Genomic DNA, 13,600 nt, shown 5'->3' on the forward strand with positions numbered 1-13,600 from the left:
ATCTTCGGCGGCATCTTTCCTGCCGCTAAACTAAAGGCATCTTATTACTCAGGATGTCATGATGCCCGCGATTGAACTCTCCCTCAGCACTGCCCGAAAACTGCATCTTGCGGCGCAAAAACTGCTTAAGCCACCGGGGCGTAAAGCGCAATATCCCGATGTGCTGACCGCTATCCGTGAGATGTCGCTGCTGCAAATCGATACCATCAATGTAGTGGCACGCAGTCCTTATCTGGTGCTGTTCAGTCGTCTGGGCCATTATCCGCAATCCTGGCTGGAACAGACGCTGGCCGAAGGCAAACTGTTTGAATACTGGGCGCATGAAGCCTGCTTTATTCCTGCCGAAGACTATAAATTGCTGCGCCATCGCATGCTCGATCCGGTGAATCTTGGCTGGAAATACAATGCCGACTGGGTGCAGCAGTATGCGCAGGATATCGACGAGCTGTTGCGTCATATTGAACAGAATGGTCCGGTGCGCTCCGCCGATTTCGCCACTGCCGCCGATCATAAACCGGGCTGGTGGTCATGGAAGCCGCACAAACGCCATCTGGAGAATCTGTTTACCGCAGGTGAACTGATGGTGATTGAGCGCCGCAATTTTCAGCGGGTGTATGATTTGCGCACACGGGTATTACCGCACTGGGATGACGACCTGCATATGCTGACTGAGCAACAGGCGGTGCAGCAGATGTTGCATAACAGTATGCGCAGCCTTGGCATTTTTCGCGCTGAATGGCTGGCCGACTACTACCGGCTGAAACGCGCACCGGTGAAGCCGGTGCTGTCACAGGCGCTGGAGCGTGGCGACATTGTTGCGGTGCAGGTGGAAAAACTGGGAGAAATGTATCTGCACCACTCCCTGCTGGCGCTGCTGGAAAAACCGCTGCACGCCAGCCACAGCACGCTATTATCGCCATTTGATCCGATAGTCTGGGATCGGCGACGTGCACTGGAGCTGTTTGATTTTGACTACCGTATTGAGTGCTATACCCCGGAAGCGAAACGTAAGTTTGGCTATTTTGTGCTGCCGGTTTTGCACCGCGGTGCGCTGAAAGGCCGTCTCGACGCCAAAATGCTGCGTAAAGAGCAGGTGCTGCAAATTAAAGGAATCTGGCTGGAGCAGGGTATAAAAGTCAGCGCCACGCTGATCAGGGATCTGACCCGGGCATTAAACGATTTCGCCCGCTGGCAGGGAGCGACGCAGATTGTGATCGATCAGGCGCCAGATGCGTTAAGGGCCAGTTGGGGAGAGGGCTGGCGCTGTGATATGCTTTAAATTCTGATATTACCCAGGTTCATTACGGAGGAACCATGGATCATCGTTTACTCGAAATAGTGGCTTGCCCGGTCTGTAACGGCAAACTTTATTATAACAAAGAGCAGCAAGAGCTGATCTGCAAGCCAGATGGTCTGGCCTTCCCGGTGCGCGATGGTATTCCGGTACTGCTGGAGACCGAAGCCCGCACAATGACGCTGGAAGAGACTAATCCATGAGTTTTGTTGCCATTATTCCGGCGCGCTTTGCGTCGACGCGTTTACCCGGTAAGCCGCTGGTGGATATTCACGGCAAGCCGATGGTGGTGCATGTGATGGAGCGGGCGCTGGAATCGGGCGCCGATCGGGTGATTGTGGCTACCGATCATCCAGATGTCGCGGCAGCGGTAACTGCGGCGGGTGGCGAAGTCTGTATGACCCGCGCTGATCATCAGTCGGGCACCGAGCGGCTGGCGGAAGTGATCGATCACTACCAGTTTTCGGATGAGACCATAATCGTTAATGTGCAGGGCGATGAGCCACTGATCCCGCCGGTGATTATTCGTCAGGTGGCGGAAAATCTGACGCGTTCTGTTGCCGGTATGGCCACGCTGGCGGTACCGATTGACAGCGCAGAAGAGGCGTTTAATCCCAATGCTGTCAAAGTGGTGATGGATGCGCAGGGTTATGCGCTCTATTTCTCGCGCGCGGCTATCCCGTGGGATCGTGAACGTTTTGCCCGTTCTCGCGAAACTGTTGGCGATACTTTCCTGCGCCACATTGGTCTCTATGCCTATCGTGCCGGTTTTATCCGTCGCTATGTGCGTTGGGAGCCCAGTCAGCTGGAGCAGATCGAACTGTTAGAGCAGTTGCGGGTGCTGTGGTACGGCGAAAAAATTCATGTCGATGTGGCGAAAGCGATTCCCAGTGTCGGTGTGGATACCCCGGAAGATTTGCAGCGCGTACGCGCTGCCATGCAGTAAATTCTGCGGGGCCATTCTGGCCCCGTGATTGCTTTGCTCGCCTCATTTATTTTCCTGCCAGCGATTTTTTTGCCCCATATTTGATCTGTAACGGTGAAACCAGGCGCGACGTCGCCCATGATAGTCATCGTGCTTACGAAAACAGGAGAGGCCATGGAGCTGCTGCGCGCTGAGCTGGCGCTGGTTCTGGGTGAGAAGATCAGCCGACTGGTGCCGGTTTCCGAACAACCGAACGCCACGCTGTTTGCGCTGTACGACAAATCCGGCCATGCGATGTCGCTGGTGGCGAAATGCTATCGCAATAGCGGTATGGCGGCACAGGAAGCTTATAAGCTATCGATGCTGGCGCGCGAAGGCGCCGTCAGACTGCCGACGGTGTATGGCGTGGTGCTCAGCCAGCAGAAGCCGCAGCATGAGGTATTACTGATTGAGCGTATGGGCGGTGTCTCCGCTGAAGCCCCGACGCGTACCCCGCAACGCTGGGCCGAGCTGCAACAGCAGATTGTCGAAAGTATGCTGGCCTGGCATCGTATCGACAGCCACGGGCTGGTGGGAAGCGTCGACAGTACGCAGGAAAATCACTGGGCAGCCTGGTATAAGCAGCGGGTGGAAGTGCTATGGGCGACGTTAAGCAACCTGACGCCGCCGGATCTCACGCCCGATGATCGGCGTATTCTTTATCGCAGTCGCGAACAGTTACCACAACTGTTCCACGACTTTGATGATAATTGTGTGCTGGTGCATGGCAATCTGACGCTGCGCAATATGCTGAAAGATGCACGCAGCGACCAGCTGCTGGCGATGATCAATCCCGGTACCATGCTCTGGGCGCCGCGCGAATATGAGCTGTTCCGTCTGGCGACTGGCGGTGCCGCTGAGTCACTGCTCTATCGCTATCTGGAGCACGCGCCGGTGGCGGAAGCCTTTATTGGCCGGCGCTGGCTTTATCAGCTCTGGGAAGCGGTCGCCACCATGGTTGATAGCGGTAAGTTCGACCGCACCCAGTTCAGCACGGCTTCCGCCGGGCTACTGCCCTGGCTCTACTGAGGGCTGTTCACCCTTTAGCCATTGCCACGCCAGACCTAAGGACTCATACCAGACGCGCTCACTGTGGCCTAAATAGAGCGCGGCGGGAATCGCTTTCTCCCACCAGTTTAACGGTGAGTCAATCGCCATCTGATTGGCAGGAGCGGCAATTGGCGTCAGTCCCTGCGCATGGAAAAAGTTCATCGCCCGCTGCATATGGCTGGCGGAAGTCACCAGCAGCAGCGGCTGGTTGCCTACCACCTGTTTCACTTCAAACGCTTCTTCTTCCGTATCGCGCGGTTTGCTCAGGGTGATAATCGCCTCTGGCGGCACGCCGAGGGTTTGCGCCACGCGCGCCCCGGCTTCGGCGGTACTGACCGGGTTGCCGTTGGCGGCATAACCGGTAAAGATCATTTTGGAACCCGGATTTTCACGCCACTGACGTACACCTTCCACCAGTCGCGGCAGACTGTTATTGGTCAGGTTGGATCCCGGCGCCCATTCCGGATTCCAGGTATAGCCTCCACCGAGCACCACGATATAATCCACTTTCTTGCCGCCGTTCCAGGTCGGATAGTGCTGTTCAATCGGTTTTAACAGTCTGTCGGCCACCGGCTGCAGGCTGATTAACAGCAGGATTAACCAGGCGGAAGAGAGTATAATTTTGCCGGTTTTCTGCCAGCAGCTAAACCACAGCAGTAAAATGCCGGTTGCCATCACAATAAGCAGGAAAGGCAGGGGGAGCAGCAGGCCGCCAATGACTTTTTTAACGGTGAAAAGTAGCAAAAAGGTCTCCTTTTGTCTGAAAAAACATCATCTAAAAGCGAAGCGATGAGTGAAAGGTTCATTCTCCGCCAGTGTATGCCAAAATAGCCGCTTTATTAACGGCATTAACTCCGGAGCCGAGGTTATGCAGGATCGCAACTTTGATGATATCGCCGAGAAATTCTCGCAAAACATTTACGGTACCACCAAAGGGCGTATCCGTCAGGCTATCCTGTGGCAGGAGCTGGATGCACTGTTAACAACCTTACCTGCGCGGCCGCTCTCAGTTCTTGACGCTGGTGGTGGCGAAGGACAAACCGGCTGTGGTCTGGCGGCGCGTGGTCATCAGGTGCTGTTATGCGATCTTTCCGGCGAGATGTTACAGCGCGCACGCGCTCATGCTGAAGAAAAAGGTGTGAGCGATAACATGCAATTCAAACAAATTAGCGCTCAGCAGGTCGGTCAACATTTGGATAAGCCGGTTGATCTGGTATTGTTTCACGCTGTGCTGGAGTGGGTAGCGCATCCGCAAGAGGTTCTGGCGGCACTGTGGGATACGCTGGCACCAGGCGGCGTGTTATCGCTGATGTTTTACAACCTGCATGGTTTAACCATGCGCACGCTGACCCTGGGCAATTTTGGCTATCTGCAGGCTGATTTACGTAAGCGTAAGCGTAAGACTTTATCACCAGACTACCCGCGCGATCCGCAGCAGGTTTATGGCTGGTTGAGCGAGCTGGGCTTTGTTATCGAGCAGCGCGCCGGGATCCGTGTATTCCATGACTATATGCGCGATAAAGAGAAGCAGAGCGAAAGATTCGAGGAAGTGCTGGCAATGGAACAACGTTATTGCCGGCAGGAACCATTTTTAAGTTTAGGGCGTTACATCCACGTCACAGCGCGGAAACCCATTCAGAAGGACGAGCTATGAGTGAATTTTCCCAGACTGTACCGGAACTGGTTGCCTGGGCGCGGAAGAATGATTTTTCCGTCTCTTTACCGACCGAACGTCTGGCCTTTTTGCTGGCCATCGCCACCCTTAACGGCGAGCGGATGGACGGTGAAATGAGTGAAGGCGAGCTGATTGATGCCTTTCGTCATGTCAGTAAAGCCTTCGATCAAACCAATGAAACCGTGCTGGTTCGTGCCAATAACGCCATCAATGATATGGTGCGTCAGCGCCTGCTCAACCGTTTTACCAGTGAAATAACCGAAGGCAATTCAATCTATCGCCTGACGCCGCTGGCGATCGGCATTACCGATTATTATATTCGCCAGCGCGAGTTTTCGACCTTACGTCTGTCGATGCAGCTGTCGATTGTGGCAGGGGAGCTGAAGCGTGCGGCGGATGCGGCGGATGAAGATGGCGACGAGTTCCACTGGCATCGCAATGTGTTTGCGCCGCTAAAGTATTCAGTGGCGGAGATATTCGACAGCATCGATATGACGCAGCGCATTATGGATGAGCAACAGCAGGCGGTAAAAGATGATATCGCCAAGTTGCTGAATCAGGACTGGCGTGCGGCGATCTCCAGCTGTGAGCTGTTGCTGTCGGAAACCTCAGGCACGCTGCGTGAATTGCAGGATACGCTGGAGGCGGCGGGCGACAAGCTACAGGCGAATCTGCTGCGCATCCAGGATGCGACGATGAACAGCCCGGATCTCGGCTTTGTCGATAAGCTGGTGTTCGACCTGCAAAACAAACTCGACCGTATTATCAGCTGGGGTCAGCAGGCGATTGACCTGTGGATCGGTTACGACCGCCACGTGCATAAATTTATCCGTACCGCGATCGATATGGATAAAAACCGCGTATTTGCCCAGCGTTTACGTCAGTCGGTACAGAACTATTTCGACCATCCATGGGCGTTAACCCATGCCAATGCCGAGCGTCTTTACGATATGCGCGATGAAGAACTGACGCTGCGTAGTGAAGAGGTGACCGGCGAACTGCCTTCTGAGCTGGAATACGAAGAATTTAATGAAATCCGTGAACAGCTTGCAGCAATGATTGAAGAAGCTTTGCAGATTTACAAAGCGCAGCAAAAACCGCTCAACTTAGGAACGGTCATGCGCGATTATCTGGCGCAATATCCGCGTGCGCGTCATTTTGACGTGGCGCGTATTGTCGTCGATCAGGCTGTGCGTTTAGGTGTGGCCGAAGCAGATTTCTCCGGCCTGTCAGCAGAATGGCAGGTCATTAATGATTACGGAGCCAAGGTGCAGGCACATGTCATCGACAAATATTGAGCAAGTGATGCCAGTTAAAATGGCCCAGGCGCTGGCCAATTCGCTGTTTCCGGCGCTGGATAGCCAGTTACGCGCCGGACGCCATATTGGCATCGAAGAGTTAGATAATCATGCTTTCCTGATGGATTATCAGGAGTTTCTGGAAGAGTTCTATGCGCGCTACAACGTCGAGTTAATCCGTGCGCCGGAAGGTTTCTTCTATTTGCGTCCGCGCTCCACCACGCTGATCCCGCGTTCGGTGCTCTCTGAGCTGGATATGATGGTAGGGAAAATCCTCTGTTATCTCTATCTCAGCCCGGAACGTCTGGCCAACGAAGGTATTTTCACTCAGCAGGAGCTGTATGACGAGCTGCTGAGCCTCGCGGATGAAAACAAGCTGCTGAAGCTGGTAAACCAGCGTTCCACCGGTTCTGACCTCGATCGACAGAAGTTGCAGGAGAAGATGCGCGCCTCATTAAACCGCCTGCGCCGTTTAGGCATGTTGTGGTTTATGGGCAACGACAGCAGCAAGTTTCGCATTAACGGCTCAGTGTTCCGTTTCGGCGCTGATGTGCGTAGTGGTGACGATCCGCGCGAAGCGCAGCTGCGCATGATCCGTGATGGTGAAGCGATGGCGATTGAAACCGGTCTGGCGCTAAATGATGAAGCCGATGAAAACGAGAACGACAGTGACGGCATTACGTCAGACAATGCGGAGGATGAACAGGCATGATTGAACGCGGAAAATTTCGCTCGCTGACGCTGATTAACTGGAACGGTTTCTTTGCGCGCACTTTTGATCTCGATGAGCTGGTCACTACGCTGTCGGGCGGCAACGGCGCCGGTAAATCCACCACCATGGCGGCATTTATTACCGCGCTGATCCCCGATCTGACGCTGTTGCACTTCCGTAACACCACTGAAGCTGGCGCCACCTCAGGCTCACGCGATAAAGGCCTGCACGGTAAGTTACGCGCCGGGGTCTGTTACTCGACGCTGGATGTGGTGAACTCGCGCCATCAGCGCGTGATTGTCGGCGTGCGCCTGCAACAGGTGGCCGGACGCGACAAAAAAGTCGATATTAAGCCGTTCAGCATTCATGGTTTACCGTCGGCGATGAACCCGACGGAAATTCTCACCGAGACGCTGAACGATCGTCAGGCGCGCGTATTGCCGCTGAGCGAATTAAAAGATCGCCTTGAAGCGATTGAAGGCGTGCAGTTCAAGCAGTTTAACTCGATTACCGATTATCACTCGCTGATGTTCGATCTGGGCATTGTGGCGCGTCGTCTGCGCTCGGCGGGCGATCGCAGTAAATATTATCGCCTGATTGAAGCCTCGCTGTATGGCGGTATCTCCAGCGCCATTACCCGCTCGTTGCGTGACTATCTGTTACCGGAAAACAGCGGCGTGCGTAAAGCTTTCCAGGATATGGAAGCGGCGCTGCGTGAAAACCGCATGACGCTGGAAGCGATTCGCGTTACCCAGTCGGATCGCGATCTGTTTAAGCATCTGATCTCAGAAGCCACCAGTTACGTCGCCGCCGACTATATGCGTCACGCCAACGAGCGCCGCATTCATCTCGATGGCGCGCTGGTGCTGCGCAACGATCTGTTTACCAGCCGTAAACAGCTGGCGGCCGAGCAGTTCCGCCATATTGAAATGGCACGCGAACTGGCGGAACATAATGGCGCAGAAAGCGATCTGGAAACCGATTATCAGGGCGCCAGCGACCACCTGAATCTGGTGCAAACCGCGATGCGTCAGCAGGAGAAAATCGAGCGCTATGAAGGCGATCTTGATGAGCTGACCTACCGTCTGGAAGAGCAGAATGAGGTGGTGGCCGAAGCACGCGAAGTGCAGGAAGAGAATGAAGCCCGCGCTGAAGCCGCCGAGCTGGAAGTGGATGAATTAAAAAGCCAGCTGGCCGATTACCAGCAGGCGCTCGACGTGCAGCAAACCCGCGCCATTCAGTATCAGCAGGCATTGCAGGCGCTGCAACGTGCGCAGGAGATCTGTGGTCTGCCAGACCTTGCTGTAGACAATGCAGAAGAGTGGCTGGAAACCTTCCAGGCGAAAGAGCAGGAAGCCACCGACCGCTTATTAATGCTGGAACAGAAAATGAGTGTCGCGGACGCCGCGCACAGTCAGTTCGAACAGGCATTTGATCTGGTCAACAAGATTGCCGGTCCTGTCACCCGTAGTGAAGCCTGGCAAACCGGTCGTGATTTACTGCGCGAAGCCGCCAATCAGCGCCATCACGCGGAACAGTTGCCGTCGCTGCGCCTGCGCCTGAGCGAGATGGAACAACGTCTGCGCGAACAGCAGGAAGCAGAACGCCTGCTGAATGAGTTCTGCAAACGTCAGGGCCAGCAGTACGAACCGCAGGAGCTGGAATCACTGCAACGTGAGCTGGAAGCGCAGATTGAGCAGCTTTCGCAGAGCGTTGCCGATGCCGGTGAACGCCGTATGATGATGCGCCAGGAGCTGGATCAGCTGCGTGAGCGGATTACTGCCCTGACCGCCCGTGCTCCGCACTGGCTGGCGGCACAGGAGATCCTGACGCAGCTTAGCGAACAGACCGGACAGCCGCTGGAGAACAGCCAGCAGGTTACCGAGTTTATGCAGCAGCTGCTGGAGCGTGAGCGTGAAACAACCGTTGAGCGTGATGAAGTCGCCGGGCGTAAACGTGATATCGAAAAGCAGATCGAAAGGCTCAGCCAGCCGGGCGGTGCCGAAGATGCGCGCCTGAATAATCTCGCCGAACGTTTTGGCGGTGTACTGTTATCTGAAATCTATGATGACGTCACCATTGATGATGCGCCTTACTTCTCGGCGCTCTATGGTCCGTCGCGCCATGCCATTGTGGTGCCGGATCTGTCGCTGGTGCGCGAGCAGCTCGACGGTCTTGAAGATTGTCCGGAAGATCTCTATCTGATTGAAGGGGATCCGCAATCCTTCGATGACAGCGTGTTTGGTGTTGAAGAACTGGAAAAAGCGGTGGTGGTAAAAGTTGCCGATCGTCAGTGGCGCTATTCCCGCTTCCCGAAAATCCCGCTGTTCGGCCGTGCCGCACGTGAAAACCAGCTGGAACTGCTGCATAACGAGCGCGAACAGCTGGCGGAAACCTACGCCACGCTGTCGTTTGATGTGCAGAAAACCCAACGTCTTCACCAGTCGTTCAGCCGCTTTATCGGCAGCCATCTGGCGGTGGCGTTTGAAGACGATCCGGAGGCGCAGATCCGTCAGCTGAATGCCCGTCGTACTGAGATTGAGCGCGGACAAAGCAGTCATGAAAATGACAATCTGCAGCAGCGTCAGCAGTACGATCTGGCGAAAGAGGGCGTAGCGCAGCTTAACCGCCTGCTGCCACGCGTCACCTTGCTGACGGACGAAACCCTGCCGGATCGCTGTGAAGAGATTCGCGAACGTCTGGACGAAGCGCACGAAGCATCGCGCTTTATCCAGCAGCATGGCAACAGCCTGACGCGCCTGGAACCGATTGTCTCGGTATTGCAGAGTGACCCGGAGCAGCATGAACAGCTGAAGACCGATTATCAGCAGGCGCAACAAACGCAGCGCGATGCTCGTCAGCAGGCATTTGCCTTAACCGAAGTGACGCAGCGTCGTGCCCACTTTGGTTACACCGATTCTGCCGGCATGTTAAACGGCAACAGCGATCTTAATGAGAAGCTGCGCCGCCGTCTCGAACAGGCGGAGTCAGAACGTGCCCGTGCGCGTGACCAGTTGCGTCAGCATCAGGCACAGCTGACCCAGTATTCACAAGTGCTGGCTTCGCTGAAAAGCTCGTTTGACGCCAAGCGCGACATGCTGAAAGAGCTGAATCAGGAGATGCAGGATATCGGTGTGCAGGCTGATGCCAGCGCTGAGGAGCGCGCACGTATTCGCCGTGACGAGCTATACAGCGCATTAAGCAATAACCGCGCGCGTCGAAACCAGCTGGAGAAACAGCTGACCTTCTGTGAAGCGGAAATGGACGCTTTGCAGAAGAAATTGCGTCGTCTGGAGCGTGATTACTACCAGAATCGTGAGCAGGTGGTGTCGGCGAAAGCAGGCTGGTGTGCAGTGATGCGGATGGTGAAAGATAATGGCGTCGAACGCCGTCTGCACCGTCGTGAACTGGCATACCTTGGCGGCGATGAATTGCGTTCGATGTCGGATAAGGCGCTGGGTGCGCTGCGTCTGGCCGTCGCCGATAATGAACATCTGCGCGATGTGCTGCGTCTGTCTGAAGACCCGAAACGGCCGGAACGTAAGATTCAGTTCTTTATCGCGGTTTACCAGCATCTGCGTGAACGTATTCGTCAGGATATTATTCGTACTGATGATCCGGTTGAAGCCATCGAACAGATGGAGATTGAACTGAACCGTCTGACGGAAGAGCTGACGGCGCGCGAACAGATGCTGGCCATCAGTTCACGCAGTGTGTCGAACATTATTCGTAAGACCATACAGCGTGAGCAGAACCGTATTCGTCAGCTGAACCAGGGGCTGAACAGCGTCAGCTTTGGCCAGGTGCGCAGTGTTCGCCTTAACGTCAACGTACGTGAAGCGCATGCCACCCTGCTGGACGTGTTATCGGAGCAGCATGAGCAGCATCAGGATCTGTTTAACAGCAATCGTCTGACCTTCTCGGAAGCACTGGCAAAACTTTATCAACGTCTGAACCCGCAAATCGATATGGGCCAGCGTACGCCGCAAACCATCGGTGAAGAGTTGCTGGACTACCGCAACTATCTGGAGATGGAAGTGGAAGTGAACCGTGGTTCTGATGGCTGGCTGCGTGCGGAAAGTGGCGCGCTCTCGACCGGTGAGGCGATCGGTACCGGTATGTCGATTCTGGTTATGGTGGTACAGAGCTGGGAAGAGGAGTCACGTCGTCTGCGAGGTAAAGATATTTCACCTTGCCGCTTACTGTTCCTCGATGAAGCTGCACGTCTTGATGCGAAATCGATCGCTACCTTGTTCGAATTGTGCGACCGTCTGGAGATGCAGCTGATTATTGCGGCGCCAGAAAATATCAGTCCGGAAAAAGGCACCACGTACAAACTGGTGCGTAAAGTATTCCAGAACACCGAGCATGTGCATGTAGTTGGCCTGCGAGGTTTCTCTGCGGAACCCTCTCCGGCGAGTAATGCAGATCCATCGGATGCTGAAACAGAAAAATCGCAGGCGCAGATGTAGTAAAACATTTGCCCACGGATTAATCTGGTAACGGCATTTGCTGCAGTTCAGGCAAATGCCGTTTTTAGTTTCTATACTTAGAACAAAGAGTAATAGCCCAGCGGGTGAAAGTTTCTTTGTCTGTTACGGCTAATTAAATACACAGGGGGCAAGGGATGTTGCTGGCAAATTTTGTTACGTTGAAGAAAACGACGTTAGGGTGTTGTATCGTACTTCTCCTCGCCCAAGTGTATAACGCTTCCGCCGCCATAAATTCACCCATGCCAGCCACGGCGCCAGCGGGAGTGATGAGTGTCGCCGAGAGCCAGTCGCAAATTATTGCGACCCTTCCTCATACGGTAAAACCTTTCTATCTGTCTTCGCTGGCCTCAATCTACGCTGCACGTGATATGCGTCCGCTATGGCAGGATCGTGATGCGGTGCAACAATTTCAGCAGCAGCTGGCGGAAGTGGCGATCTCTGGCGTACAGCCGCAGTTCACCCAATGGGTGCAGCAATTAACCGATCCGGCAATCACCGGACTGGCGCGCGATATTGTATTGTCAGATGCAATGCTGGGTTACTTACAGTTTGTCTCCAGCGTACCGACGCAGGGGGAAACCTGGTTGTACAGTAGCGTGCCATATAAAATGGCCTTGCCACCAATCTCGGTGATTAATCAGTGGCAAACGGCAGTCGATGCGGGCGGTTTGAACACCTTTGTTGTCTCGCTGACGCCACAGCATCCGCAATATATGCGTATGCATCAGGCGCTGAAAACCCTGCAGGCGGATAATCGCCCATGGCCGCAACTGACAGACAAACAGACGTTACGCCCGGGTCAGGTAAGTCAGGATGTTCCGGCGCTGCGTGAAATCCTGCAGCGCACCGGGATGCTTAATGATCTCTCTCTGACACCACAACCGCATCAGGATGCAGTGCCAACGGCGCCAGTACCGGTAGAGGAAAGCGATGTGTCGGTGGCGGTAAGTCCATCGGCTACCATTGCGGTCAGCCCATCGGCTACCAGTGTTGCCGATCTGCCGGTGCAGACGCCGGAAAATGCCGGCAATGTGCAGCCCGCTACGGTCGCCAGCGGTGATAACGTCTATACCCCAGAGCTGGTGGCGGGATTGAAACGCTTCCAGCAATGGCAGGGTCTGGAATCCGATGGCGCGATTGGCGCGCGTACCCGCCAGTGGCTGAATGTCTCTCCGCAGTTGCGTGCTTCGCTGCTGGCGCTCAATATTCAACGCCTGCGACTGCTGCCGGATGATATGCATAATGGCATTATGGTGAATATTCCCAATTACTCGCTGGTTTACTATGTCGGCGGCAATGAGATCCTCTCCTCACGGGTGATTGTTGGCCGACCCGATCGTAAGACGCCATTAATGCGCAGCGCGCTAAATAATGTGGTGTTAAACCCGCCATGGAATGTGCCAACCACGCTGGTGCGTCAGGATATTATTCCGAAGGTGAAGCAGGATCCGACCTATCTGTATAAGCATAATTACACCCTGTTGTCCGGCTGGAGTGATGATGCTGCGGTGATCGATCCGACGATGATTGACTGGAGTATGGTCTCGGCTGCCTCATTCCCGTATCGCATACGTCAGGCGCCAGGCAGCGCTAACTCGCTGGGACGCTATAAATTTAATATGCCGAGTTCTGATGCGATCTATCTGCACGATACGCCGAACCATAATCTGTTCCAGAAGGATATACGGGCGCTAAGTTCCGGTTGTGTGCGAGTGAATAAGGCATCGGATTTAGCCAATCTGCTGCTGCAGGATGCGGGCTGGAACGATACGCGTATCTCCAGCACGCTGAAAGAGGGCAACACTCGCTATGTGCCGATTCGTCAGCGCATCCCGGTCAACCTCTATTATCTGACTGCCTGGGTGGCAGATGACGGCAAACCGCAATTTCGTACAGATATTTACAATTATGATGCTACCGCCCGCTCCGGCTCTCAGGTGCTGACACAAGCCGGACAGTTGCTTCTCTAATTATTGAAAATTCAGCAAGAAACTGTGCCGGGCAGAGTCCCGGCATTTTTTTGCCTGCCCGCTGCTGCTGCGCGCGCGCTTCCAGTTTTCCCCTCAATGGGTTGACGGATAGCAATATGGCAGTTATGGTTCGACCTTGTGCAC

10 protein-coding genes are annotated in these 13,600 nt (G+C 54.7%); 9 read left to right on the top strand and 1 reads right to left on the bottom strand.

Translation table 11 applies throughout. The features are described 5' to 3' along the window. The first annotated feature begins 61 nt into the window (after positions 1 to 61). The 4 genes from J2125_RS19400 (at position 62) to J2125_RS19415 (ending at position 3,287) form a co-directional block, all read left to right on the top strand. Positions 62 to 1,279 (top strand): winged helix-turn-helix domain-containing protein, encoded by a 1,218-nt coding sequence (locus J2125_RS19400; protein WP_017802466.1) that lies wholly within the window; start codon positions 62 to 64, stop codon positions 1,277 to 1,279. A gap of 35 nt (positions 1,280 to 1,314) precedes the next feature. Next, entirely contained in the window at positions 1,315 to 1,497 is a 183-nt protein-coding gene (locus tag J2125_RS19405; protein WP_017802467.1) for a Trm112 family protein, read from the top strand. Next, on the top strand, positions 1,494 to 2,240 hold the full coding sequence (kdsB, locus tag J2125_RS19410; RefSeq protein WP_017802468.1) for a 3-deoxy-manno-octulosonate cytidylyltransferase: 747 nt from the start codon (positions 1,494 to 1,496) through the stop codon (positions 2,238 to 2,240). The genes J2125_RS19405 and kdsB overlap by 4 nt, the downstream gene beginning before the upstream one ends. 153 nt (positions 2,241 to 2,393) lie before the next feature. Beyond that, positions 2,394 to 3,287, top strand: a complete 894-nt coding sequence (locus J2125_RS19415) for a YcbJ family phosphotransferase (protein ID WP_017802469.1) — start codon at positions 2,394 to 2,396, stop codon at positions 3,285 to 3,287. Here J2125_RS19415 and elyC read toward each other — a convergent pair. Continuing rightward, a complete protein-coding gene (gene elyC, locus J2125_RS19420) occupies positions 3,267 to 4,052 on the bottom strand; it encodes an envelope biogenesis factor ElyC (RefSeq protein WP_017802470.1) in 786 nt (261 codons plus the stop codon). The genes J2125_RS19415 and elyC overlap by 21 nt on opposite strands. 124 nt (positions 4,053 to 4,176) lie before the next feature. Between elyC and cmoM the strand changes: the two genes are divergently transcribed. The 5 genes from cmoM to ldtD all read left to right on the top strand — a co-directional run bounded on the left by cmoM (position 4,177) and on the right by ldtD (position 13,456). Further along, on the top strand, positions 4,177 to 4,962 hold the full coding sequence (gene cmoM, locus J2125_RS19425) for a tRNA uridine 5-oxyacetic acid(34) methyltransferase CmoM (RefSeq protein WP_017802471.1): 786 nt from the start codon (positions 4,177 to 4,179) through the stop codon (positions 4,960 to 4,962). Continuing rightward, positions 4,959 to 6,281, top strand: a complete 1,323-nt coding sequence (gene mukF, locus J2125_RS19430) for a chromosome partition protein MukF (RefSeq protein WP_017802472.1) — start codon at positions 4,959 to 4,961, stop codon at positions 6,279 to 6,281. The genes cmoM and mukF overlap by 4 nt, the downstream gene beginning before the upstream one ends. Next, positions 6,262 to 6,993 (top strand): chromosome partition protein MukE, encoded by a 732-nt coding sequence (mukE, locus tag J2125_RS19435; protein ID WP_017802473.1) that lies wholly within the window; start codon positions 6,262 to 6,264, stop codon positions 6,991 to 6,993. The genes mukF and mukE overlap by 20 nt, the downstream gene beginning before the upstream one ends. After that, on the top strand, positions 6,990 to 11,465 hold the full coding sequence (gene mukB / locus J2125_RS19440; protein WP_017802474.1) for a chromosome partition protein MukB: 4,476 nt from the start codon (positions 6,990 to 6,992) through the stop codon (positions 11,463 to 11,465). Before mukE ends, mukB begins: the two co-directional genes overlap by 4 nt. A gap of 155 nt (positions 11,466 to 11,620) precedes the next feature. Beyond that, the gene (gene ldtD, locus J2125_RS19445) at positions 11,621 to 13,456 is read left to right on the top strand and encodes a L,D-transpeptidase (protein WP_026111888.1); all 1,836 of its coding nucleotides are present in this window, start codon (positions 11,621 to 11,623) and stop codon (positions 13,454 to 13,456) included. The last annotated feature ends 144 nt before the right edge of the window (positions 13,457 to 13,600 follow it).

The sequence above is a fragment of the Winslowiella toletana genome (genome assembly GCF_017875465.1).
Lineage (GTDB): Bacteria > Pseudomonadota > Gammaproteobacteria > Enterobacterales > Enterobacteriaceae > Erwinia > Erwinia toletana.

Excerpts from the sequence above, each read along its gene's own strand:
- J2125_RS19415 (WP_017802469.1), top strand. The coding sequence starts at position 2,394 with ATGGAGCTGCTGCGCGCTGAGCTGGCGCTGGTTCTGGGTGAGAAGATC.
- J2125_RS19400 (WP_017802466.1), top strand. The coding sequence starts at position 62 with ATGCCCGCGATTGAACTCTCCCTCAGCACTGCCCGAAAACTGCATCTT.
- ldtD (WP_026111888.1), top strand. The coding sequence starts at position 11,621 with ATGTTGCTGGCAAATTTTGTTACGTTGAAGAAAACGACGTTAGGGTGT.
- mukB (WP_017802474.1), top strand. The coding sequence starts at position 6,990 with ATGATTGAACGCGGAAAATTTCGCTCGCTGACGCTGATTAACTGGAAC.
- kdsB (WP_017802468.1), top strand. The coding sequence starts at position 1,494 with ATGAGTTTTGTTGCCATTATTCCGGCGCGCTTTGCGTCGACGCGTTTA.
- cmoM (WP_017802471.1), top strand. The coding sequence starts at position 4,177 with ATGCAGGATCGCAACTTTGATGATATCGCCGAGAAATTCTCGCAAAAC.
- mukE (WP_017802473.1), top strand. The coding sequence starts at position 6,262 with ATGTCATCGACAAATATTGAGCAAGTGATGCCAGTTAAAATGGCCCAG.
- J2125_RS19405 (WP_017802467.1), top strand. The coding sequence starts at position 1,315 with ATGGATCATCGTTTACTCGAAATAGTGGCTTGCCCGGTCTGTAACGGC.
- mukF (WP_017802472.1), top strand. The coding sequence starts at position 4,959 with ATGAGTGAATTTTCCCAGACTGTACCGGAACTGGTTGCCTGGGCGCGG.